This is a genomic window from Lachnobacterium bovis, assembly GCF_900111325.1.
GTDB classification, from domain to species: Bacteria; Bacillota; Clostridia; order Lachnospirales; family Lachnospiraceae; genus Roseburia; species Roseburia bovis_A.
The window spans coordinates 1-25,340 of sequence record NZ_FOGW01000011.1; the positions used below are offsets into that span (position 1 = coordinate 1).

Annotated in this window: 24 protein-coding genes, 1 tRNA gene and 1 other annotated feature; of the genes, 15 read left to right on the forward strand and 10 right to left on the reverse strand. The window is 29.6% G+C overall.

The genetic code is table 11. The features are described 5' to 3' along the window. The first annotated feature begins 379 nt into the window (after positions 1-379). The 3 genes from BMY79_RS05715 to BMY79_RS05725 are packed head-to-tail and all read left to right on the forward strand — an operon-like array spanning position 380 to position 2,743. A complete protein-coding gene (locus BMY79_RS05715) occupies positions 380-1,012 on the forward strand; it encodes an ATP-binding cassette domain-containing protein (RefSeq protein ID WP_074730564.1) in 633 nt (210 codons plus the stop codon). 5 nt (positions 1,013-1,017) lie between these two features. Continuing rightward, positions 1,018-1,551: a hypothetical protein gene (locus BMY79_RS05720; protein WP_074730565.1), complete on the forward strand. Its 534-nt coding sequence runs from the start codon at positions 1,018-1,020 to the stop codon at positions 1,549-1,551. 49 nt (positions 1,552-1,600) lie between these two features. Then, positions 1,601-2,743 (forward strand): hypothetical protein, encoded by a 1,143-nt coding sequence (locus BMY79_RS05725; RefSeq protein WP_074730566.1) that lies wholly within the window; start codon positions 1,601-1,603, stop codon positions 2,741-2,743. A 59-nt stretch (positions 2,744-2,802) separates the two neighbouring features. Here the strand turns inward: BMY79_RS05725 and BMY79_RS05730 are convergent, their stop codons facing one another. The 5 genes from BMY79_RS05730 to BMY79_RS05750 all read right to left on the reverse strand — a co-directional run bounded on the left by BMY79_RS05730 (position 2,803) and on the right by BMY79_RS05750 (position 8,170). Further along, positions 2,803-3,432 (reverse strand): ATP-binding cassette domain-containing protein, encoded by a 630-nt coding sequence (locus tag BMY79_RS05730; protein ID WP_027422224.1) that lies wholly within the window; start codon positions 3,430-3,432, stop codon positions 2,803-2,805. 4 nt (positions 3,433-3,436) lie between these two features. Further along, complete coding sequence (locus BMY79_RS05735; RefSeq protein ID WP_143065822.1) at positions 3,437-4,774, reverse strand: hypothetical protein; 1,338 nt, start codon at positions 4,772-4,774, stop codon at positions 3,437-3,439. Positions 4,775-4,937: 163 nt separating this feature from the next. After that, complete coding sequence (locus BMY79_RS05740) at positions 4,938-5,303, reverse strand: hypothetical protein (protein ID WP_074730568.1); 366 nt, start codon at positions 5,301-5,303, stop codon at positions 4,938-4,940. A gap of 171 nt (positions 5,304-5,474) precedes the next feature. Then, positions 5,475-6,698 carry a tyrosine--tRNA ligase gene (tyrS, locus tag BMY79_RS05745; protein WP_027422221.1) on the reverse strand — a complete coding sequence of 408 codons (1,224 nt, stop codon included), beginning with the start codon at positions 6,696-6,698 and terminating at the stop codon, positions 5,475-5,477. Between the two features lie 122 nt (positions 6,699-6,820). Then, positions 6,821-7,074: a binding site (T-box leader), on the reverse strand. 235 nt (positions 7,075-7,309) lie between these two features. Further along, complete coding sequence (locus BMY79_RS05750; RefSeq protein ID WP_074730569.1) at positions 7,310-8,170, reverse strand: hypothetical protein; 861 nt, start codon at positions 8,168-8,170, stop codon at positions 7,310-7,312. Between the two features lie 182 nt (positions 8,171-8,352). Between BMY79_RS05750 and BMY79_RS05755 the strand changes: the two genes are divergently transcribed. From BMY79_RS05755 to BMY79_RS05795, 10 genes are all read left to right on the forward strand, one after another. Beyond that, complete coding sequence (locus tag BMY79_RS05755; protein WP_022748838.1) at positions 8,353-8,907, forward strand: NUDIX hydrolase; 555 nt, start codon at positions 8,353-8,355, stop codon at positions 8,905-8,907. A gap of 57 nt (positions 8,908-8,964) precedes the next feature. Further along, positions 8,965-9,747, forward strand: coding sequence for a TatD family hydrolase (locus tag BMY79_RS05760; protein WP_074730570.1), 783 nt, complete (start codon positions 8,965-8,967; stop codon positions 9,745-9,747). A 219-nt stretch (positions 9,748-9,966) separates the two neighbouring features. Then, positions 9,967-11,598, forward strand: coding sequence for a hypothetical protein (locus BMY79_RS05765; protein ID WP_074730571.1), 1,632 nt, complete (start codon positions 9,967-9,969; stop codon positions 11,596-11,598). Positions 11,599-11,659: 61 nt separating this feature from the next. Then, a complete protein-coding gene (locus BMY79_RS05770) occupies positions 11,660-12,301 on the forward strand; it encodes an ATP-binding cassette domain-containing protein (RefSeq protein WP_074730572.1) in 642 nt (213 codons plus the stop codon). After that, on the forward strand, positions 12,288-12,437 hold the full coding sequence (locus BMY79_RS12160) for a hypothetical protein (protein WP_022748832.1): 150 nt from the start codon (positions 12,288-12,290) through the stop codon (positions 12,435-12,437). The genes BMY79_RS05770 and BMY79_RS12160 overlap by 14 nt, the downstream gene beginning before the upstream one ends. Before the next feature lie 692 nt (positions 12,438-13,129). Next, positions 13,130-13,843 carry an L-ribulose-5-phosphate 4-epimerase gene (locus BMY79_RS05775; protein ID WP_074730573.1) on the forward strand — a complete coding sequence of 238 codons (714 nt, stop codon included), beginning with the start codon at positions 13,130-13,132 and terminating at the stop codon, positions 13,841-13,843. A gap of 93 nt (positions 13,844-13,936) precedes the next feature. Continuing rightward, a complete protein-coding gene (gene fsa, locus BMY79_RS05780; RefSeq protein ID WP_074730574.1) occupies positions 13,937-14,590 on the forward strand; it encodes a fructose-6-phosphate aldolase in 654 nt (217 codons plus the stop codon). A gap of 174 nt (positions 14,591-14,764) precedes the next feature. Beyond that, entirely contained in the window at positions 14,765-15,604 is an 840-nt protein-coding gene (locus tag BMY79_RS05785) for a transketolase (RefSeq protein ID WP_022749155.1), read from the forward strand. Next, positions 15,592-16,536 (forward strand): transketolase family protein, encoded by a 945-nt coding sequence (locus BMY79_RS05790; RefSeq protein ID WP_029066780.1) that lies wholly within the window; start codon positions 15,592-15,594, stop codon positions 16,534-16,536. The genes BMY79_RS05785 and BMY79_RS05790 overlap by 13 nt, the downstream gene beginning before the upstream one ends. Before the next feature lie 91 nt (positions 16,537-16,627). Then, entirely contained in the window at positions 16,628-17,476 is an 849-nt protein-coding gene (locus BMY79_RS05795) for an HAD family hydrolase (protein WP_074730575.1), read from the forward strand. A gap of 77 nt (positions 17,477-17,553) precedes the next feature. On the opposite strand, the gene BMY79_RS05800 is transcribed toward BMY79_RS05795, so the two are convergent. After that, entirely contained in the window at positions 17,554-18,228 is a 675-nt protein-coding gene (locus tag BMY79_RS05800) for a TIGR00266 family protein (RefSeq protein WP_022749151.1), read from the reverse strand. A 307-nt stretch (positions 18,229-18,535) separates the two neighbouring features. Here BMY79_RS05800 and BMY79_RS05805 point away from each other — a divergent pair, with 307 nt between their 5' ends. Both BMY79_RS05805 and BMY79_RS05810 read left to right on the forward strand, forming a co-directional pair. Then, entirely contained in the window at positions 18,536-20,548 is a 2,013-nt protein-coding gene (locus BMY79_RS05805; RefSeq protein ID WP_242941481.1) for a methyl-accepting chemotaxis protein, read from the forward strand. Positions 20,549-20,560: 12 nt separating this feature from the next. Beyond that, a complete protein-coding gene (locus BMY79_RS05810) occupies positions 20,561-21,547 on the forward strand; it encodes a substrate-binding domain-containing protein (RefSeq protein ID WP_034229619.1) in 987 nt (328 codons plus the stop codon). A 363-nt stretch (positions 21,548-21,910) separates the two neighbouring features. Here BMY79_RS05810 and BMY79_RS05815 read toward each other — a convergent pair whose 3' ends face one another. The 4 genes from BMY79_RS05815 to BMY79_RS05830 all read right to left on the reverse strand — a co-directional run bounded on the left by BMY79_RS05815 (position 21,911) and on the right by BMY79_RS05830 (position 25,330). Further along, entirely contained in the window at positions 21,911-22,459 is a 549-nt protein-coding gene (locus BMY79_RS05815) for a hypothetical protein (protein ID WP_022749146.1), read from the reverse strand. Positions 22,460-22,913: 454 nt separating this feature from the next. Further along, entirely contained in the window at positions 22,914-24,530 is a 1,617-nt protein-coding gene (locus BMY79_RS05820; RefSeq protein WP_022749145.1) for an alpha-amylase family glycosyl hydrolase, read from the reverse strand. Between the two features lie 195 nt (positions 24,531-24,725). Then, positions 24,726-24,797, reverse strand: a tRNA-Glu gene (locus tag BMY79_RS05825). Between the two features lie 53 nt (positions 24,798-24,850). Beyond that, positions 24,851-25,330 carry a gamma carbonic anhydrase family protein gene (locus BMY79_RS05830; RefSeq protein ID WP_022749143.1) on the reverse strand — a complete coding sequence of 160 codons (480 nt, stop codon included), beginning with the start codon at positions 25,328-25,330 and terminating at the stop codon, positions 24,851-24,853. Between the last annotated feature and the right edge of the window lie 10 nt (positions 25,331-25,340).

Genomic DNA, 25,340 nt, shown 5'->3' on the forward strand with positions numbered 1-25,340 from the left:
TCTTAAGAAATCATAAATAATAATTTTTGTATAGTATGTAATAATTTTAGAAAAAATAAAAAGAGCCACATTCTATATATGTACATTTAATATATAAGAGTGTGGTTTTATTATATGTATGATTTATTCTCAATATTGAAACGTTTTCAGCTGTATAAAATTAGCACCTATTATGCCGATTTTATATTGTTTTGATATTTTTATTACTGATTACAATTTATTTAGTTTTATAAACAATTATGGATTGATAAAGTGTTTGTCAAAGATGGACAAACATGGTATATTAGAAAGTATAAATATCGCGTTTTATACAGCAATATCATATTTTGCTAAGTATTATAATGTTATTGATTTCTGCAATTCTGGAGGGTTTACTATATTGAATTTACTTGCAAAAAATATTAATAAAACTTATGAAAACCTCGAAGTTATAATGGATTTTTCGTATGAATTTGTAGGCGGAAATGTATATAAAATAGAAGGTAGAAATGGAACAGGTAAATCTACGTTATTAAGAATTTTAAGCGGTTTAGAACAATGTGAAAGTGGAACTATATTGGTTCAAAATCAAAAAAAATTGATTAGCATAGAAGAATATTCCAAAGCCAATAAAATTTTATATCTACCAGACATTGATTTATGTCAAGAATGGCTTACGATAGAAGAAAATATCGAATGGTTACATGTTATGAGTGGTGTTAAAATGGACGAGACAGTAGAGTTGTATAGAGAATTAAATATTCTTGAGGAAGATTACAAAAAAGTTGCTGTAGAGTGTTCGTTAGGAACTAGAATGAAAGTTGGATTATCCTTGTTGTATTCACTATATGATTATAAATTAATTTTTATAGATGAAACATTAGCACATTTAGATAAAATTTTCAGAGAAAAATATCTAAAAAAATTAAAAAATTACGCAAAAAACAAAAAGGCAGTTATTTTTTTGATTGACCACGAAGATATAGATGATAGCAGTATAAAAACAATTAAGTTAGTCAAAGGAGATATATAGGGGTCATGAATATGGAAAGCACTAATAAAAAAGAATGTAAGAAAAAAGATTTTAATATATGGTTTACTACATTAAACTTTATTATATATTTAGGGTTATATTTGTGGTGTAATTATACAATTATTTTTAATAATAAAAAAATGCATGGAAAAATAGAAGAAGCGTTAAACTTGATTAAAGATGATTTAAAAAATCCAATGTTTTTTGTTATAAGTATAATTATCATTCAAGCCATTTGTGTGGTAATCTTAAATTATTTATTATTAAGAGTTGTGATAGGTTTATGCAGATCAAATCATATTAGTCGAGCTAAATCTTTAAATGTAATTTTCTTAGCTAAATTTGAAAGCTTAGTATTTGCTATAATTGTGTCTAATTTATTTAGAAATTTGACGAATTTTAATTTAGTGGTAAGAATTATTAGTAATTTAATATATTGCACAGGGTTATATACTTTGATTTCAAAAGAAATTAATAAAGATTATAAAAAGCGAACAATTTTATTATTTGTAGTTATTTTTTTGATAGGACTATTTTAATCAATATGTACTGATGGTTTAAATCAGTGCATATTTTTTTGGAGGAAAAATGTATTTAAAGATGCTAAAACTGATACAATTATATCGTTGGAGATTTTCAAAAAGTCATTTATCGAAAGAACAATATTATGTCATGGATAATATAATAGGCATAATAATAGGGCTTTTGTATTTGATCTTTTCATATGTTTTAATGATTAGTGTAAGAAATTATTTTATTATTATAGTAGCTGAGGTGTTGATGATTTTCTCTGTTTTGAACCAATATTGGTTAAAAACAGTGGAACAGTATAAAGAGACTAGAAGCAAAAAAATACTTATGGTTACAAGAAATAAAATAAAATATTTAATGTATTTATATTTAAAAAATAATTATTATGCAATACATTTTATGTTTTTTTGGTTTTTTCTGGAGAGTTTATTAGTATTTTTCAATATAAAACTGCTGGTGATTAATTTTTTTGCAATGTTAGTTGTTATAGTGATTTTGGTAAAAGATTTTTATACGTCGTGTGGATTTAATAAAGTTAAAAAAAAATCAAGGAAAATTTCATGTATAAGAGATTACAATCAAAGTTATTTATATAGATATAATTTTTTAGTGTTACAAGAAAATCTGACTTTTATAATTGGAGCAGGAGTTGTATTATTTTTCAAACAAAATATAATAATTATTTATGAAAGTATATTTATGGTTTATATGGCATGTGTCCAATTACAGATTGAAAAGTATATGGATGATTATGATAATACATATAAGAATTATTTATTTAAAAAAGCAATGGGCTGTGAAAAAAAGCATTGGATTGTTTCAAATGAGCTTGGAAGATTAGCCTTTAAAACGCGGCTTCAATATTTTACTGTTTTCATAATGACAGAAATGTATAATTTATATGTAAATAATTTTAATGCTACGATTTTGGTATTGGGTAACACGGTATTATATTATGTATTTACTGAAATGTATAATAGAAAAACATGGGAAGTATTAATAAAAAAACTTGGAAAAAGAGAAGTTTTTAAGCCTTTTGCGATGGGCTGCGTCGTGATTTATATACAAGTTATTGTATTTACGGTTAACTTTTTGAAAATAGATTCAATAATTAAATGCATTATAGAAATAATTTTGGCTGGAATAGTATATGTTGTTCCTTTTGAAAAAATATTTTATAAATATGAGATAAAACTATAATTTTAAGATAAAAAGGGCGTAAGATGAAATAAATTCACCTATACGCCCTTAATATTTATTTACAATTCAATTATGTGTTCGCAATTTGCTATAACATCATAATCGTGAGAAACTAACAATACAGTTTTACCTTCATTGTTTAACTGCTTTAGAAGATTCATAACGATTTGTGTGTTTTCAGGATCCAAACTGCCAGTAGGTTCATCGGCTAAGATTAATTTGCATTTTTTTAGAATCAATCTAGCAATGGCTATGCGTTGTTGTTCACCTCCAGAACATGTACATACTTTTTTGAATAAAATGTCTTCATTTAACCCAACTTTATTTAACGCATCTATCATTAGTGATTTTGCAGTTTTTTTCGATTTCTTTTCTAAGACGATTTTTAAGTTTTCGTATACAGTTAAATCGTCAACAAGTGCATAATTTTGGAAGAGATATCCAATTGTATTTTTTAAGATATTTAGTTTTTGTCGTTTGTTTGAAAAGTTTATAGTTTCACCATATATTTTAATAGTACCTTCAGCCTTTTCTAGTAGACCAATAATGTTTAGAAGAGTAGTCTTTCCACGACCACTATTTCCTTTTATGCCGACAAAGTCACCATCTTCAACTTCTAGGTTAAAATTATCTAAAATTACATGTTCGTTATAATTCTTTTTTATATTTTTTAAAACAATAGCTTTCATCTTGTTATTCTCCTTTTAAAATAAGTGTAGTATTTTTAAATGACTTAGCTTGTAGAATCATTAAAAATACGATGGATTCAGGAATTATTAAAAGAATAAAGAAAGGATTGACACCTAAGCTTATAATTAATGTGATAATTCCGTTAATAATCAAAAATGTACTAATATCTTTTAGGTTACTTCGGCCTAGAAGATTCTCGATTGCAAGCATTTTCTTTTTTATTTCATAATAAGAAAGAATACTCACATAATTAACAACAGCAACAGTAACTAAGAGTATTACTAAAAATATTGTATTAGTCAGTAAAGAATATTTAATAGTTCCAGTAGTTTCGTTAAGTTCATCACTGAGGGGGCTTGCTTTAATTGAAGCATGTTCAATTTTTAGTTTGTCTATTTCTCTATTTATCAATTTAGCCTTTTCTTTTGTCATAAATATTTTTGGGTCAGATGAAATAGAAAAGTTGGATTTTAAAGGTGTTAATGATAATATCATGTTATATGAATAGCAACTAGGGTCAGTAAAATTTGTAATTTTTTGATTGTCTTTTATACATATACATTGATACTCTGTATTTGAATTATAATTTTTTTTGATAATATTTCTATCTGCCCAATATTTTTTGGGAATTAAAAGATAATTTTTTGAAGGAGAGAGGGTTATTCCGTTGTTGTTGTTATCTTTTATATTTAGTTTTGGTAACAGATTAGAAGATGCCTTGATACTATGAAAATTCAAATCTTCCGTGTCATTAACATCAATGGTATAATTTTTATCAATATTTTCTTCAGGACAATATTCAAAACGGTAAATCCCGGTTTTGAAATTTGAAATATAAGTAGTCAATTTCTTGTTTGCTGTTGAAGGTTTATAATTTCTTATATTTAATTCATATAAACTAAATTTATTTATAGAATTAGAATTATTTAATGTTAAGTAGAGTTCCTTGCTACTGCTAAAAACGTTCATTATATTTATAAACAAAGTAGTAGTTAATACTATTTTAAATAAAAGTAATATTAGATATATAACAGTATTATTTCTATTGTTCTTTACACTTGTAGTTACATTGAGAAAATTTATATATGGCAAACCTAATAAAGCTATAATTGAATATATAAGCAAGGTTAGTGAGGAAATAATGCCTACCAATTCGAAATAGTATAAAAGTTGTGATGCATCTTTTAAAAGTATATAAATGGAAAATGGTATTATAATTATCAATATTCCTTTGAGAGTAGTTAAAAGTTCTTTTTTATATAAAGATAAGGATATTGAAAATGTAGATTTACCACTTATTTTTAGAACTGCGATTTCTTTATTACGAGAAATATAATGCATTAGAGTAGAAAATACCGTAATTAAAGATAACACAATTACAAATATGATGTTGCTTTGGAAAAATAAGTTATAACCAAGGTGAAAATTGTCACTATTGCAATAAGATGCGTTAATATCATTAGAACTTAAAATGTGTTGAATGTTATCTAAATCGTTTTTGCTGTTAGGTTCTATAAAAAAAAATGTTTGTTTTTCGTTTATTTTCCTTTTTGTATTTTGATATGTATATATTTTTGTTGGGTAAAAGGGATTTTTGTTTTCCTAATTTGATTTTGGCTGTAGGGTTTATTGCTTCTATTTTTACAGTCCTATCAAAAAAACCGTATTGAACGAAATTGCGTATTTGAAATGTCAAATTGTTGCTTTGAGCGACATTAAGCATTTTGTTTATAGGCACATCTTTGTCTGTCATAATCATTAAACATTTGTAATTATTAGTGATAGAGACGTTTTGTAAATTGATGCTAAGCATAAAATATATTGACAATATTCCTATTGATATTCCCACAAATTTTAGAATTTTTTTCATAACAATACCTCCATAAATTAATAATAACATTATATATAAAAAAATCAATAGTAGCAAAATGTTATTTTATTTTTGCTACTATTGATGAAAATATCCTTTATTTAATAATTTTGAAATTCTTATAGCAAGCTATTTCAGAGATAAAGGGATTAGAATGATAAAATTCAACAATTAAGCTAAAACTTTAGCAAATTTCTTTTTACCACGTTTCACAACTTTTCCTTCATCAGAAAAGTCATCAAGTGTGTAGAAAGTTTTAATGTCAGTTACTTTCTCGCCATCAACAGAAACACCACCTTGCTGTACAGCGCGTCTAGCATCTGATCTTGTGTTTGCAAGTCCTGCAGCAACCAATACTCCCATGATGTCAATTTGGCCATCTAATAAATCTGCCTCAGATAATGTTACTTTAGGCATATTTTCATCGGAACCTTGACCTGAGAATAATGCGCGAGCGGCTTCTTTAGCTTTTGTAGCTTCTTCTTCGCCGTGAACAAGTTTAGTGAGTTCAAATGCAAGGATTTCTTTTGCTTCATTTAATTTTGCACCTTCCCAAGATTCCATTGCTTCAATTTCTTCAAGAGAAAGGAAAGTAAGCATTTTCATACATTTGATTACATCTGCATCTGCAACATTTCTCCAATACTGGAAGAATTCAAATGGTGAAGTTTTTTCTGGGTCAAGCCATACAGCACCGCCTACAGTTTTTCCCATTTTTTTGCCTTCTGAATTAAGAAGTAAGTTAATTGTCATTGCGTAAGCATCTTTTCCGAGTTTACGACGGATAAGTTCTGTACCACCGAGCATGTTGCTCCACTGATCATTTCCACCAAATTCAAGATTACATCCGTATTTTTGGTATAATGTGTAGAAGTCGAAACTTTGCATAATCATATAGTTGAATTCAAGGAAACTTAAACCACGAGCCATACGTTGTTTGTAACATTCAGCTGTAAGCATTCTGTTTACAGAAAAATGAGGTCCGATTTCACGTAATACATCAACATAATTTAAGTCCATAAGCCAATCTGCATTATTAACTAAAAGAGCTTTTCCTTCAGAAAAGTCAATGAATCGAGCCATTTGTTTCTTGAAACAGTCGACATTATGCTGAATAGTCTCAGGAGTCATCATTTGACGCATATCGGTACGACCAGAAGGATCGCCAATCATAGCTGTACCTCCACCGATAAGTGCAATTGGTTTGTTTCCTGCCATTTGTAAACGTTTCATAAGACAAAGTGTCATAAAATGTCCAACATGTAAACTATCAGCAGTAGGATCAAATCCAATATAAAAAGTTGCTTTACCATTGTTAATTAATTCTTTGATTTCTTCTTCATCTGTTACCTGAGCGATAAGGCCACGGGCAACTAATTCATCATATAATGTCATGATTTTTCCTCCATAAATATAATTTTTTCTTTTGTAATCTTATAAAATAGTAGATTAAAGACAAAAGTTGTAATTAACCACCTAAATTTAAATAAAAAGATAATAAAAAACTCCCGTCCTTATAAAAGGACGAGAGATAATTCGCGGTACCACCTTTTTTTACATTCTTATCACTAAGAATGTCTCAACAAGTGTCAATCAACACTTCAGTGCAATAACGAGCACTAATCCGTTGTAGCCTACTAAATTAATTATAATTGTTCAGTACAAAGCTAAAGGATGTATTCGGTAATTAATTATATCTAAAACCTCTCATCAACCGGTAATTTTCTGTAGAATTCATAATTACTTACTTGTTCCTTATTACTGCTTTTAGCAAGTTAAAATTTAATCTTTTTTTATTTAAACATAAAAAGAAAAAAAAGTCAACGAGGATTGGTGATACTATTTTTAACTTATCATAATGTAAAAAGTAGTATTATTATTTATTCACGGAATTGGTATATGTGGTCGAAAATAGAAATAGAATTCTAATGTTCGTAGAATATGAAGAGGTATTAATAAAAAAGAATCTAAACAAAGATGCTGTTTAGATTCTAAAAAAATGTAAATTATGATTTTTTAATCAAGTTACTTGGAACAAGCGAATTGTGGTTTATTTTTAAATTAAAAAATAAATTAGTTAGCCATATCAAAGTAGCTAATGTTAAAATTGGAATAATACAAGTTGTTACAATAAACAAAGCTATTATATCGATAAAAGAGTTTAACACAGTTTTTGTTTTTTCATATGAAACAGATAAACTGTTTCCTAAGTCAGCGGCTTTATCCTTAGCATTAGAAATAAAATTCTTAGCTTTATCAAGCATATTATCAGAAGAATTTTTAGTATTTTTCTTGCTAGATGTATCATTGGCTGAAGATTTTTTGATTTTATTAGCAGTTTTATTAGCACTTTCAATAGACTGTTCAATATTAATTTTTTGAGTTTCTTCTATTTTGTTTGAAATAGTAAGACTCAATGGGATGACACTTGCTATAGTAAGTGCGAAAAGTCCTAGCTTAATTGAAATATATCGTAATCGAATTTGATTCGGAAAAAATGTGGCAAATATTCCAATGATACAAGCGATTGGTAGTATAACTTTAAATGCTGCAAATCCTAATACTGTAAGTAAAAACTTTTCAAGATAAATTGATGTCATGATGAACAAGAAATAACCACTTAAATCAGCTAATTTTTCGGCAATCGGAGTTGCTGTATCCCCTGGAAGTGCAGTTAATGCAACAGATAAAAGGGTTGAAGAGGCAGTTAAGTTCATTACAACTTTTTTCTTTTCATCAAGTGTTTTGATTGATTCGGAATGGTTTTCGGCAGATGATGCATAATTTCCGATGACTGTAAACGATAAAATACCTATTATAAGTAATATTATGGCTATTATATATTGAATTTTTAAATATTTTTGCATGATTTCCTCCATTTTTAGTGTATGTATGTATTTTAGAGTTTTTTCATATTAAATGTCAAGAATATTACGTTAACACATTGACGAAATGGAGTGGAGTAGTATAGGATTAATAGTAGTATTATGATAAAAATGATATTGGCATCCTAAAAAGATAGAATAGAAGAGAATGTGAGGTTTTTCATATGGAATTATTAGATGTAGTTGATATTAACGGAAATCCTACTGGTGAAACGGTCGCTAGAGAAGTTGCCCATAGAGAAGGAAAAAGACATAGGACTGCACATGTTTGGATCCTAAAGAAAAATGATAACAAAATTGAAATTTTATTGCAGAAAAGAGCAAGTGATAAAGATTCATTTCCGGGTTGTTATGATATTTCAAGTGCAGGGCATGTACCGGCTGGAGTAGATTATGTGCCATCAGCGATAAGAGAATTAAAAGAAGAATTAGATTTGGAAGTTGAAGAAAATCAACTTATAGATTTAGGATTATATAAAAAAGATACATTTGATGTTTTTTATGGAGAACAATATGTAGACAGACAAGTTAGCCATGTATATATAGTATGGCTAGATAAGGATGCTAAAGATTTTAAACTTCAAAAAGAAGAGCTTGAAGGCATACTATGGCTTGAGATGGATGAATGCATTGATGCAGTTATAAATAATAAAATTAAACATTGCATTGATATTGAAGAGTTGAACTTAATAAAAGCTTATTTATTACAAAATATGTAATTATTAAATGTAGTGTTAATTAATTTATAAAATAGAAAGTATTAATGAGGAACAAAAATGATTTTTGAAACACACGCGCATTATGATGACAATAAATTTGACAATGATAGAGAAGAATTAATTAAATCGTTGCCAGAAAAAGGAATTAAAAGAATTATAAATGTAGGAGCTTCAATAGAGACTACAAAAACAACAATCGAAATAGCAAGAAAATATGATTTTATATATGCAGCAGTCGGTGTTCATCCAAGTGATATTGATTGTTTGACGGAAGAATCATTTGAGTGGTTACGTCAACAAGTAAAATGGGAGAAAACAGTTGCATTAGGTGAAATAGGTCTTGATTATTATTGGGATAAGGACAAGGATATTCAAAAAGCACAAAGATATTGGTTTAAGAGACAGATGGAATTAGCAAGAGAAGCACATTTACCAGTAATTATACATTCAAGAGATGCAGCAGAGGATACGTTTAGGGTGATGAAAGAAATAAGAGCAGAAGAAATACCAGGTGTAATTCATTGTTATTCTTATTCACCAGAGATGGCTAAAGAATATATAAAAATGGGTTATTATATAGGAGTTGGAGGAGTTGTTACATTTAAAAATGGGAAAAAACTAAAACAGACAGTAAAAGAAATACCAATTGAGAAAATTTTGCTTGAAACGGATTGTCCTTATATGGCACCAGAGCCTAATAGAGGAACGAGAAATGATTCAAGTAATATTCCATATGTTGTGGAAGAAATTGCGAGAATAAAAGGAATTTCAACAGAAGAAGTTGAAAAAATTACATGGGATAATGCAATGAATTTGTTTAAAAGAGTAAAAAATATATAAGTCATAAATAGTTTGATAAAAGCCCTATAGATTAGGGCTTTTTTTGTACAAAAATCTATCATAATTTAAAAAAATATATATATTTTAAAAAATATCCGTTATTTATAGTTTTTTATACGAATTTTACTCATGTTATTGTAAATGATAGATTAAAATGATAAGCTAATTTATGAAAATTATTTGAATATTTTAAAAGAAGGAGATGGAGAACTTATAAAAATGGGAGACAGATATGTAGTTTATAAAAATTTGTTTAATGAAAATATTCGAAAAAGGTTAAAAAATAAAAATAAAATATTTAAATTAAAATTAAATGTAAAGAAAGATTTAATAATAAAAGTAGTGTTTATAATAATTTATACATTAATAATAGGTTTTTTTTTGAGGTCTTTAAATTATAAATATGGTAAAATAGGTATTTTTTTGATATGGAATATGTTTGCAATTACTAGTAATATAGAATTTCGTAATGAAAATAAACAAAATAAAATCATTAAAAATGAAATGTTTTGTACTTCAAATTTTTCTATGTCAGATAGAATAAGAATATGTATTTTTTCTACAAGAATTAATTCTTTATATGACAATATTTCAGTAATAATATCTTCGTCTTTTTATTTTATATTTTATTACAATATTAAAGCTATTATATATATTATAGTATTCGAGTTAGCGTTTTTCTTGACAAAAAGTGCTAAAATTTACAAGAGACTTATCAAAGAAAAAGGATATATATCTAAATATATAGTTTTTTTGAGTTTAATATTAAAAGTTATATTTAGTGTTGCATTTAGTGTAATTACATTGAAATGTATGGATTTTTTTATAGAAAAAATTCTTTTTATGAGACAAAACATTAAATCAATAGGAGAGTTACTTAATTACAGCTTAGATGAAAAATACTACCAAATGTTATTTTTGTCTAAGTTCAAAGAAATATTTAATATTGTAACAAGGAATGAGAAGGTATATCGTTTTTGTTTATTGGTGTTATTATGTGCAATAATTATTGAATTATCAAGCTGCGTAATATTGGAGAAAAGACTAAGAAATATAAAACATATAAAGATTTTAAAAAACATAGATTATATAGGTAAAATATTTGAACCTAAGAACTTTTTTTTAAAGAAGGATATAAAAATAATATCTAAAACTTTTAGAAAAAATCTTATAGAAACGATATTGAATGTTGTTTTTCCGCTAGATTTTTTGATCAAAATAATTGTGTGGTATAAATTAGAAATGAGTATTAACAATCAATACTTATCAGATATTGTAACTATTGTTGTTGTTATGTCAAACTGTTTTTCTGGAATAGGTACAATTAGAAGCGTTTTTGAAAAAGTATTTATGCTAGAGGATGATTGGAAAGTGTTAGATCTTTATAAGATGTCTAAATATAAAATTAAGGATTTAATTATATCTAAAATGCGTTTAGCAGGTATATTTTACATAGCAAATGCAATTTTGACAATAATTGCGAGCATTGTAATATTTTTAAATTCAAAAGCATTTGGTTGGAAAGGACTTATAATTACATTTTTTACAACTATAATATTTGGATTAGTAGCATCAGTTATGTACCACTACCCATACATAGTATGCATAAAACACAAGATAGAAGATTTGGAGGATGATAAGATTTATTCAATTCTTCACAAAATGACAAGTATTCCCCAAAATTTATATTTAATACCAATGATATATGTATTAATAATAAATTGCATCGGGAGTTGGATAAATGGAGTGACATGGAAAAATGCTGAGCACATATATTTGGGATATATTATCATTTTGTCCGTTATGATGTTTACGATAATTAAAAAGATTTTTAAAGAAAATGATTTTTAAATTATTGCAGCATTGATAGAAGGTAATATTTCATATGTTAAAATTTAAAGAGAGGTGAAAAATGCAAAATAAGAAAGAAAAAAAGGTTGTAAAGCATCTACAGTTTTTTTATAATTCAGAAAATATGGTTTTAGAAGATGTTTCATTTGAAATACAAGGTGGAGAAATAGTATGTATAAATGGAATGAATGGAGCTGGTAAGACAACGCTGCTTAAGATACTTGCGGGTGTTCTTGATGAATATAATATGGATGCCAATTTAAAAAAATTTAGAGAGGATTCTATTTATATTTCTAATGCGCCAGATATGTATGACAATTTATCAGGAAGAGAAAATGCAGAATTATTAAGGGCTTTATGGAAAAAAAATTCATTAGAGTTTGAGAATAATTTTAAAAAATATATGAAAATATTTGAGGTGGAAAGTTATATAAATGATGATTGGGGTGATTATTCTTTGGGAATGAAATATAAAACTTTTTTGGCAGCAGTTTTATCCCTAGAAATTCCAATTTTACTTATGGATGAGCCATTAAATGCTATGGATAGTAAGAGTCAAAAGAAAGCCATTAGTGTTTTGAAAGATTATGTATCAAATGGGAAAAATAGCATCATTTTTTCAAGTCATATAGATACAATAGTTTCAGAATTATCAAGCAAAGTATATCATTTAAAAGGAGGAAAGCTTTATGAGGAAGAATAGAATTATTGTTTGCGCAGCTATTATGCTGATTGCTGTTGCGGCATCATTAGTTATAAAAAAAGCGGTTGCAACTATTGTGATTATGTGTATTGCATCATTTTGCATTTCTACTATTACACGTTTTATAGGAAAATAAAAATATTTAGTGTAATTAGACAAAGTAAAAAATAAGGGCATATGGAAAATTAGTTTTCATAGCCCTTATTTTTATTATTAACGCTGTAGTGATATATATAGTGCAAAAGACTATAAATAAAAAATCAACTACTCTAAATTAATTATACGTTTGCAATTAGAAATGACTTCAGAATCGTGTGAAACTAATAAAATGGTTTTACCTTCATGGTTAAGCTGTTTTAGAAGGTTCATTACAATTTTTTTCTTATATTTTCTAAAATAATAGCTTTCATTTTATTATTCTCCAGACATTTATAGTTATTAGTGATTGAGACTTGTTGGCAATTGATGCTAAATATAAAAAATATTGATAATAGTCCTATCGATATTCCAACAAATGTTAGTATTTTTTTCATAAGTGTAGGTTTCTCCTGCGTGTTATTAAATGCTTTTTCATAAAGCTACCTCCTTAAAATGTTATAATTATTATAAAAATATTATATATATATATAGTCAAGTGACTAATTAAAATTTTGTCAATCATATCAAATAGTATTATAAAAGACGGATAGTAGTTGATTTAATGGAAAAATTTTTATGATTAGCCGATTTATATTTTAAAAAGAACTAAAATATTTTAAAAACACTTGAAAAAGTAACGGATAGGGTTTATTATAAAATCAGATAAAGGAAGGAGAGGAGAAGTGAGACATGTTAGAGGAATTGAAAGAAAAAGTTTATAAAGCAAATATGCTTTTGCCTAAATATCATTTAGTAACATTCACATGGGGAAATGTGAGTGGAATTGATAGAGAAAAAGGATTATTTGTTATAAAACCAAGTGGTGTAGATTATGATAAATTATCACCAGAAGATATGGTTGTTGTTGATCTCTTAGGAAATAAGGTAGAAGGCAGATATAATCCTTCATCTGATACAGCTACTCATGTCGTTTTATACAATAGATTTAAAAACATAGGTGGAATAGTACATACTCATTCGACATGGGCTACAAGCTGGGCACAAGCAGGACGTGACATTCCTTGTTATGGAACAACACATGCCGATTATTTATATGGATCAGTTCCATGTGTCAGAAATCTTACAAAAAAGGAAATTGATGAAGATTATGAGAAAAATACGGGAATATTGATTGCAGATGAATTTGTAAGACGAAATAAAGATTATGAAGCAACACCTGCGGTTTTGTGCAAAAATCATGGACCATTTACATGGGGAAAAGATGCAAAAGATGCAGTACACAATGCAGTAGTTTTAGAAGAAGTTGCTAAAATGGCGGCACGAAGCGAGTGGATTAATCCGAATGAAAAAGAAGCACCTCAGGAGCTTCAGGATAAGCATTATTATAGGAAACATGGTAAAAATGCATACTATGGGCAAAGAGACATTAAAGTGATGGTCTAAAGTAAAAATGCTAAGAGTTTTAATTAACACTATTAAAGTGTAATGATTAATAAAAGGAAATTAAGTAAATTTAGAAATGGGAGGAAGCATAAAATGAAATTTTTTATCGACACAGCAAACGTTGAGGATATAAGAAAGGCAAACGATATGGGAGTTATTAGTGGTGTTACAACAAATCCATCATTAATAGCTAAAGAGGGAAGAGATTTTAACGAAGTAATAAAGGAGATAACATCTATTGTAGATGGTCCAATTAGTGGTGAAGTTAAAGCGACGACAACAGATGCAGAAGGAATGATTAAGGAAGGAAGAGAAATTGCGAAGATTCATCCTAATATGGTTGTAAAAATCCCTATGACAGCAGAAGGATTAAAGACTATTAAAACACTTACAGCAGAGGGAATCAAAACAAATTGTACTTTGATTTTTTCAGCTAATCAGGCATTACTTGCAGCAGAAGCTGGCGCAACTTTTGTATCACCATTTTTAGGTCGATTAGATGATATTAATACACCGGGAATTGAATTGATAAGACAAATTTCAGAAATTTTTGATATATATGGATATGAAACACAAATTATAGCAGCATCAGTACGTAATCCAATTCATGTAACAGATTGTGCGTTAGCTGGAGCAGATATTGCAACTGTTCCTTATAAAGTTATTGAACAAATGACTAAACATCCATTAACTGATCAAGGAATTGAAAAATTCAAAAAAGATTATATTGCAGTATTTGGAGAATAGGATATTATAGTAAAAATTTTATATTTAATTTATAATATTTGTCTGTTAAACAGGGATTAAGACGATAAATTAATTGACAAGAAGGTACATTATAAGGTAGAGTAGTATTAACTATGCAAAAAAATATTATGTTAATATTTGTTAGAACCTAAAAGCATATAAGGAGAAAAAAAAATGACAGATTTAGAACTTCAAAAAATCGCTGTTGAAGTCCGGAAGAATATTATTACCGGAGTTCATGCTGCAAAATCTGGACATCCAGGTGGATCATTATCTGCAGCTGACTTATTTACTTATCTTTACTTTGAAGAGATGAATGTTGATCCAAAGGACCCTAAGAAAGATGATAGAGATAGATTTGTTCTATCAAAAGGTCATACTGCACCAGGGTTATATGGAGTTTTGGCAGAAAGAGGATTTTTCCCAAGAAGTGAAATGGAAACATTAAGACATATTGGGTCAGATTTACAAGGACATCCTGCCATTCAACATACACCAGGACTTGATATGTCAAGTGGTTCATTAGGACAAGGTATTTCAGCAGCAGTTGGAATGGCCCTTTCAGCTAAATTATCAGATGATAAGTATAGAGTGTATACTCTTTTAGGTGATGGTGAAATTCAAGAGGGACAAGTATGGGAAGCAGCTATGTTTGCCGGATTCCGTAAGTTAGATAATCTTTGTGTAATCGTTGATAATAACGGATTACAGATTGATGGAGCCGTAGACGAGGTATGTTCACCATATCCAATTGATAAAAAATTTGAAGCTTTTAATTTCCACGTGATTAATGTTGAAGATGGAAATGATTTTTCACAGTTACGAGCTGCTTTTAAAGAGGCTAGAGAAGTAAAAGGACAGCCAACAGCAATCGTAATGAAGACTGTTAAAGGTAAAGGTGTATCTTATATGGAGAACCAAGCTGGATGGCATGGTAAGGCACCAAATGATGAGCAGTTTGAAATTGCTATGGAAGAATTAAAGAAGGCAGGTGAAGCATTATGTCAGAAGTAAAAAAAATAGCAACTAGAGATAGTTATGGTAATGCTTTAGTGGAAATAGGAAAAAAACATGATAACCTAGTTGTTTTAGACGCAGATCTTGCTGCAGCTACTAAAACTGCCATTTTTAAAAATGCATTTCCAGAAAGACACATAGATTGTGGTATCGCAGAGAGTAATATGGTAGGTGTTGCTGCGGGTATTGCAACAACAGGTAAAGTACCATTTTGTTCAACATTTGCAATGTTTGCAGCCGGAAGAGCATTTGAACAGGTTCGTAACTCAGTAGGTTACCCACATTTAAATGTTAAAATAGGTGCAACACATGCAGGTATTTCTGTAGGTGAAGATGGTGCAACACACCAATGTAATGAAGATATTGCTTTAATGCGTACTATTCCAGGAATGACAATTATTAATCCATCAGATGATGTAGAAGCTAGAGCTGCAGTTTTAGCTGCATATGAGATGGAAGGACCTGTTTATTTAAGATTTGGAAGATTAGCTGTTCCAGTTATCAATGATAATGATGATTATAAGTTTGAAATTGGTAAGGGTATTGTTTTAAAAGAAGGAACAGATATAACAATTTTTGCAACAGGATTAGAAGTTAACGAGTCACTTCAAGCAGCAGAAATGCTTGAAAAAGATGGAGTATCTGTTGAAGTTATAAATATTCATACAATTAAACCATTAGATGTAGATTTGGTTGTTAAATCTGCAAGAAAGACAAAGAAAGTAGTTACTGTTGAAGAACATTCAGTAATCGGAGGTCTTGGTGGTGCTGTAGCCGAAGCTTTAATGGAGAATGAACCAGTTCCAATGAAGAGAATTGGTGTATATGATACATTTGGAGAGTCAGGCCCAGCCCTTGATTTGTTGAAAAAATATCGCTTAGATGCACAAGGTATTTATGAACAGGTTAAAGAATTTTTAAATAAATAAAAATATTGACCCTAGATGGCGAATGCGTTTTTAAAATGAAATAGAACGCACAATAAGCCTCTAGGGTTTTTTGATATTTGAGGGTGGAAAAATGATAAAAACAGTTGTGTTAGATATAGATAATACTATTTATAGTTTCAAAGAATGCGATATAATCGCTGCGAAAAAAATAGCAGACTATATGAAAATAAATTTTGATATGGATGAAGGTGTTGTATTAACAGCATTAGAGGACTTAAAAAAAATACAAAAAAGAAGAGTTGGTTTAGATGTTGGAGCGATACATAGTAGAGTGATTAGATATCAAATGCTTTTGGAAAAATATAATTTACCAATTTTTCCACATACAAGTATTATGACAAAAATATATTGGGAATGCATGCTTGATAATATGAAGCTTGAAAAAAATTTGGCGGAATGTATTGATTTTTTGAAGAAGAAAAATATTAAAATCGGAATATGTACAGATATGACAGCGTTAATTCAACATGAAAAAATACAAAAACTCGGATTATCTAATAAAATTGATTTTATGGTTTCAAGTGAGGAAAGTGGTGCAGAAAAACCAAGTAAAAAAATGTTTGATTTAGTTATGTACAAGGCAAAGGTTAAACCGGAAGAATGTTTATTTATAGGTGATTCTATATCAAAAGATGTAAAAGGTCCGATAGATTATGGAATGTATGCGTTGTGGTATAGCAAATATACACGAGATAAAGAGATGAATTCAACATTTTTTAAAGATAATAAACTTGAAGTTGTGGATTATAGGTCGTTAATAAAAGGAGATTGTGGATTATTCGAAAGTGCGATAGAGATTGATAAAGTGCTAAATAATAAGGATGCTATAGCTAAGATTATAAATAATAAGATTGAGTGTAATGAAAAACATGATAAACATATGAGTAAAAATATAATATTTGAAATAAAAAAATTTTAAATTTCTAAAAAAAGAAACGGCAGAGCTTATAGTATAGAGTGCTGCCGTTTGTTGTTTTTTAAAAAAAATAAATCTAATTATTTACCTGGAATATAGTGTCCAATAGTAGAAGCCATTTGTGAAATTGGCATACTTTGTAACCAAACTCTACCTGGTCCTGTAATAACTGTGTTAAAAATTCCTTCTCCACCGAATAGCATGTTTTTAACTCCAGGAACAGATTGCACATCCATAGAACAAGAACTATCCATTGCTGCAAGATATCCTGTATCAATGATTATTTGCTGACCTGGTTGAAGATTATATTCTTTAATATAACCATCAAATTCAACGAATGCTGTACCATTTCCAGAAAGTCTTTGCATGATAAAACCTTCACCACCAAAGAAACCGCTTCCGAGTTTACGTTGGAAAGCTATAGAAAATTCAACACCTTCTGTAGATGCTAAAAATGCACTTTTCTGGCAAATGAGATCGTTACCTGGTGTGATGTCAAATGCTCTGATTGAACCAGGGAAACTAGATGCAAAGGCGATAAAACCATTTCCGCCCATTGCAGTATAACGGTTAACAAACATTGCTTCACCTGAAAAAGCGCGTCCTAACATTTTTCCAAGACCGCCGCCTAATGTTTCCATTTTCATGTTAGGTGACATCCAAGACATAGCACCCTTTTCTGTAATCATTGCCTCGCCAGGTTGGAGAGAAACAGATACAACTGGTAATGGCTCGCCATCGATTTGATAATTCATAATTAATCCTCCTAAAAATAGTTTTTAATTTTCTAAAAAAATATATTTATACAAATATAAATGATTATAAACAAATTTTATCACACAAAATTGTATAAAAAAAGGAAAATTATATAAAACAACATAAATGTAAGTTTGAAAAAGTATTAAATATGTTTAAAATAGGGCATTTTATACTTCTATAATGATTGAATTATTCCGATATCCTATTTGAGATGTAGAAAAATTTTATTTCGCAGCTTATTTAAAAAGGCATGATAAATATTTTATATATTATTAGGCGAGTTATTAAGAAAGGAGAGCGATTATGACTTCGTCCAGAAATGAGATGGCAAAAGCCAAAAATATTAAAACTAAGAAATTAAAGAACAAACTATTATTAGCAATCATACCAGTTGTAATTGTGATTGTGGCGGTGTTGATTACAATTTCAACACAATTGACTAAAGTTAACTTGAGTAGGATGGCACAAGCGGAACTTGAGTCGTCTGCAACAAATCAGGCAGATAATATAGTTTCATGGTTGAATGAAAATCTAGAAAATTTTCAAACGACAAAGGATTTAATAGAAAATACAAATCCAGACTATAACACTCTGAAAAAAATTATTGATTCAACATATAATTATAATAAAAATTCGCCAGAAGGAATGTACATGGGGTCGGAAGAAGGAAGGGTAATAATCCCAACTAAATCTAAAATAAAGATTACAGATCCAACATCTGAAATTTGGTATAAACAAGGTTTAAGTCGTGTTCAGATGAATTATGGAGAAACATATAAGAATTCTAAAGGCGAGTATGTAATTTCAGCATCAGGAATTTTAAATGATAAATCAGGAACAATAAAGGTAATTTCAGCAGATTTATCCTTGAATAAAATTTCTGTTATCGTAAATGCAGGTGTCAAAATGAAGAATGCAAGTTCATTTTTGATTGATACACATGATGATGTGATACTTGCGCATAGAGATAGCGAGTTAGTTTCTAAAAAAATTTCAGATATTTCAGATAATGACTTGATTAGTGGAGTGGCAAAAAAAGTTTCTAAGAGAGTATATAATGATGCTTCGATAGACGGAAATCTTGTTACGTTTCAGAAGATTTCAGGAACGGAGTGGATATTAGTTTCGTATATTTCAGAGGATATTATTTATGCACAAATTACAAAAGTTACAACAATTCTTATTATAGTAGGAGTTGTTGCAGTTATATTGCTTATTATTCTTATAAGTCTTGTTGTAACAAAGATTATAGCGCCATTATCTGCTATTACTAATAATATAACTGCAATGGCAAATGGTGATTTTACAATCAAAGTTCATAAATCAAGTAATGATGAAATTGGAACTATGAGCTCTAAAGTATCAGAATTTGTTGGAATTATGAGAGAAATGATTACTAATATTAATAGAGAATCTGAAAGACTAAAAGAACAATCAGATAACTCTAATGAAGTATCTCAAACAATGTTTGATGCATCACAGGCACAAGAAGAGGCTATGTCAGGTTTAAATAGGACGGTTGATCAACTTGCTCAGGCTGTAAATGAGATTGCACAAAATGCAACAGTATTAGCAGGTGTTGTTGCTGATACAAGAGATAATAGCCAAATGGCAGGCGAAAGTATGAAAGAAACAATTAAGCTTTCAGAAGAAGGTCGCGAGGATATGGAACAATTGTCTAATGCAATGCATCAGATACAAGGTGCGAATGACCAGTTAGTTGGTTCAATTGGAAAAGTAGGAGATGCATCAGAAGAAATTACTAAGATTGTTGGTATGATAAGTTCAATTGCAGAAGAAACGAATTTGCTTTCATTAAATGCTTCAATTGAGGCTGCTCGTGCAGGTGAAGCAGGTAAGGGTTTTGCAGTTGTTGCCTCAGAAATTGGAAACCTTGCAAATGACAGTTCAGATAGTGCTGCAAATATTGCAAAATTAATAAATCAAGTGCGTGAGTTAATTCAGGATGTAGTAAATCAAGCAAATGCGTCTGCAGAAAGTATAAAAGAGAATACAGAACTTATCAATCAAGCGGTTGATACATTTGATAAAATTTATGAGAATATTCAAAAATCAAATGAGTTGATTACTGCAATGGTAGATGGTGTTGATAGAGTTAATGATGTAGCTAGCAATGTAGCAGCTATTTCAGAAGAGCAGGCAGCATCAGCAGATGAGATCCTTGCAACATCTGAAAATATGGTAGAAGAAGCTGAAAGTATTACAAGAAGTAGCCAAGATGTCGCAGCTAATTCTCAAGAACTTGCGGATACATCGGTCACGCTTTCTGAATATGTTCAGAGATTTAAGATTTAAGGAGGCAGAATCATGAAGAGTTTAAAAAAATTTCTCAGTATAATCCTTATGAGCTGCCTGATTATAGGTATGTTTTCGGGATGTGAAAATAGTTCTAGTGGAAGTGGAGGATCTACAAAAGTACTTTTTTTGATGACAGATACAAAGGATACTTTTAGAGGCTTATTGTCGAAAGCAATAGTTAAATCTGCTAAAGATGATGGTATAGATTTGAAAATGGTAGAAACTGGAGAAAGTATAGAGGAGCAATTGAAACTTGTAAAAAATGCCAAAGCTGAAGGATATACAGCTATTATAATGAGAATAGCAGACCCTGATGTTGCATTACAAATGCAAGTAGCATCAAATGATATTCCAATTATTTACGTTAATGCACAACCTTCAGATACTATTCTTGAACCTAATAAGTATGTATATGTAGGATCAGCAGAGGAACAAGCTGGATTATACCAGGCAGAATATGCATGGGAAAAATTAGGAAAACCTAATTCATTTAATGCAGTAATACTAGAAGGCGAAAAAGGTCATTCAGCAACTATTGGAAGAACGACAGCGATAAAAAACTATTTCAAGGATAATGGAGTAGATGTTAACTATGTATTTGTAGATTTTTGTGATTGGGATTCTGATGAAACAGAAGAAAAACTTGGAATATTCTTTAACACAAAACAGAAATATGATGTAGTATTTTGCAATAATGATAGTATGGCGCTTGGAGCAGTTAAGGCATTAAAGAAGCATGGTGATTCATTAGAAAAGGTTCCGGTGCTTGGTGTAGATGCTACGGCTGATGGTTGTCAAAGTATTAAAAATGGTGAGATGCAATTTACAGTTTTACAAGATGCAAATGGACAGGCAAAATATGCAGTGGAAACGAGTAAAGCACTATCATTAGGCAAAAAAGTTTCAAGTGTAAAATATGCAGATAAAGGTGATAAATATGTATGGGTACCATTTAAAAAGATAGATTCAAGTAATGTATCTAGTGTATCTCAGTAGAGCAGCAAAAGGATGTAATAAAGTAATACATAAAGCAAAAGTGTAATGAAGTATAAAGTTAATGTAAATTAGTGTAAAAAATTAAGACTTATAGAATTAAAAAAGCGACTATGTATTGATATTCACAATGGGAAATAGGTTAAGTAGAGATTATTATTTGTGAGAATATCATTTGTAGTCGCTTTTGTTTTGCTTAAAAAAAGAGAGCCGTAACGACTCTCTAAGGGGAGTATTATGAAAAAAATTACTAGCTACAGTATTTTAACAGTAACTGTTGCTCAACTATGTTTATAATATACCCCTTTAATGTGTCTATATTGTGATTATTATTTGAAATAATTATTAAAAAAAATAATAATTTGTTTATAATTCAACTTCAGTGTTTACAATTAAATCCTTATTAATGTAGTTAACCAAAAATTCGGAATTAAAGGCATCTGGAGTAAAAAGGTCAATAGCATTTAAATCTAAGCCATTATGGTATGAACAAAATAGAGCATATTTAATTCTGAAAGAAGCAGCGAGTCGAATCTCTTCAAGTACTTCTTCTTTTGTTGCTACGCCCCAGAAATCTAAACAATCTTCTTCTGTTAATTCATCGAAAGATAGTCCTTCAGTTTCTTCTATGGAAGTAACTGTTTCTTCAAGTTCAACTTGATAAGCTGCATCTAGTTCTTTTTCGTCAATAAACCATTCAGTTTCTTCCATTACAGTTTCAAGAATTTTATTAGCTACTTCTTCTACATAAGAATCACGCTCAGAGGCAAAATAAGCTTTAACTACGATGTCTTCTGTTAAATCTTTTCTGACTTCAAGAGCTTCATTAATATATTCTCTAGAACAAAATAGAACTATTTCTTTTTCGAATGGTACTAATTGGTATTTGTATAAATTTTTAAAATATGATTTCATATACGTCATCCTTTTCTGTGTAGTTGATTTTATAGTCTATATATCGTCGATTTTCAATTTGTTTAAGACAATTATAATTATATTAAAAATAGAACACTTTATCAAATAAAAATATGTATAAGGTGATAATATATAAAATATAAATCAAAATCCGTAAAAAAAGATGATAATCATCCAAAACCCGTCAAAACATGGTCAAATTTGACAATCAAAAATGCAACCTTGAATATAAAAAAAAACCATGATATTATATACGTGTTGAAGCGATAGATTAGTAAACGAATTATATATATTTTCCCCCCCGTAATTCGTTTGACTATATATTGTAAACCATTTCCTTAAATTCCTTTATTAATTATATTACCTTATGTTCTGTTAGGAATCAGAACAACGCACCAGAAATGCTTTTAGCATTTGTGGTGTTTTTTTATGCCTAAATTTAAAGATAAATTAGCTATTTTATAATCACAAAGGATTGTGGAGCTAGTGTAATAGATGAAGAGGTAATAGTTACGGCTGCAGGTTGACTACTACCATCAGTATTGCCTTCGCAAATTGAATAAATAATAGTATTACCTGTTGCAATATCTGCAGTTTGTTCCTCTTCGGATGGATTAATTGCTATAAATAAATTGCCTCTTTTATAAATAAGAGGGAGGGTTTCTTTTTTGGCATAAATAATTTCAAGATTATTTTGTGCATTTAAATCGTTATACTCGTGACGAAGGTGTAAGAGCTCTTTTAAAGTATTTAACAATGAGTTGGGATCTTTTTGCTGATCTTCTACGGTAGGAGCATCAGGTGATGGATCAACAGAAAGGTATAAATCTTCTGGAAAAGCATTCGAAAATCCTAAATTTTTTCCATTAGACCATTGCATAGGAGTTCTACTACCGGTACGTCCGTAACCGCCTTCTTTGGTTGGAATATTTAGATATCTCATACCAATTTCGTCTCCGTAATACAAGAAAGGAACACCTGGCATAGTAAATATAAATGCGTATGCAAGTTTAAGCTCAGAATAGTCAAGTGTTCGACGTGGACGAGGAGTATCATGGTTACAGGTGATTATACTTACATATCCGTTATTTTCTTTAGCTGCCTCATACATAGGCATATAATCATCAAGGAAGCGCATAATATCACCGTGTCCGTCTTTTTTAAAGAAACTTCTGTCTGTATTTGAATCAATTTTTTTATTATTAACTCCACTAGTATTCTCGTTTGCTTTAGAGTTGCTATAATCCCTCATGAGAGTGCTGTATCCGGTGTTTGGATTGTTAAGTAAGAAATCCATGTGAAAACCAGCACTAAGAGATTGTTTTGGATTAGCCCACTCTGATACAAGAGCTGCTTCGGGATAATCAGTATCTAGCATTTGTCGAATATCTTTCCAAATTTCACAGGTTCCTGTACGATTTTCATCTTCACCTTTCACAAGATAATTTGCCATATCAACTCTAAAACCATCACAACCGTGGTCTAGCCAAAAGCGCATTACATCCTTTAGAGCTTCTTTTGTCTGTTGACAAGCAGGATCTTTGTATGACATTTGCCAAGGTTCGGTTGGATTAAAAAATCCATAATTTAATGCTGGTTGGCATTTATAAAAGTTTAACATATATATTCCATCGCGTTCGCTTTCGCCTGCAACATATGGATAATGTTCAATTCTAAAAGTATGATCGGCCCAAACATAACGCTCTGAATATTCATTATGTTCTTGTTTTTGGCTTTCCCTAAACCAAGGATGCTCTTCTGATGTATGACCAGGAATAAGGTCTAATAAGACATGAATTCCTCTTTTGTGTGCTTCACCAAATAAGCGATATAAATCAGCATTTGTTCCGTATCTAGGCGCAACTTTTTTGTAATCTCTAACGTCATATCCGGCATCTTTAAAAGGCGAATCATAACATGGATTAATCCATAGAGCGTTGCATCCAAGTTCTTTAATGTAATCTAATTTTTCAGTGATACCATCTAAATCACCAATACCATCCCCATTGGTATCATTAAAAGATTGAGGGTAAATTTCATAAAAAATTGCATCTTGTAACCATTTTGGCATAATAAATTCCTCCATAATAATATTGTATAGTTTTTAGTGTTAGTTTTTTTCTGAAACATTATACCTTTTAAAGTTTCGAAAAAAAACGAAAAAAATATCTATAAAAAGTATATCATATTTTGAAAAAAATAAAATAGGAAAAAAATAAATAGGAAAGATTTGCATAAAAAAAAGCACATCCAATGATGTGCTTAGCAGTTCGTACGGGAATCGAACCCGTGATTCCGCCTTGAGAGGGCGGCGTCTTAACCGCTTGACCAACGAACCGTAGATAATGATATCATATAGAATAAGAAAAAGCAAGTGTTTTTTGAAAAAAGTTATAAATATTCTTTAGAAAGTTCTATATATGTCTGTGCATTACTAATGTTTGAGGCTATTTCTTCTGGAGTAGTTGGTCGAATGATTTTACAAGGGCTACCAAAAGCCAGTGAATTATCAGGTATTACAGTGTTTTGGGTTACCAAAGATCCAGCTCCAATGATACAGTTTTTTCCAATTTTTGCACCATTTAAGATGATAGAACCCATACCAATTAAACTGTTGTCTCCAATAGAACAGCCATGAACTATTGCACTATGACCGATTGTAACGTTGTGACCGATTGTGACAGGGTAGTTCTTACCACCGTGTATGACAGCGTTATCTTGGATATTTGTATTTGATTTTATATAGATATCGCCTTCATCGCCACGAATTGTAGTATTGAACCATACGCTACAATTTTCCTCTAGTGTAACATTCTTTGTCACAATACATCCTTCGGCAAGAAAACATGATTTATCAATATGTAATGCCATAATTAATCTC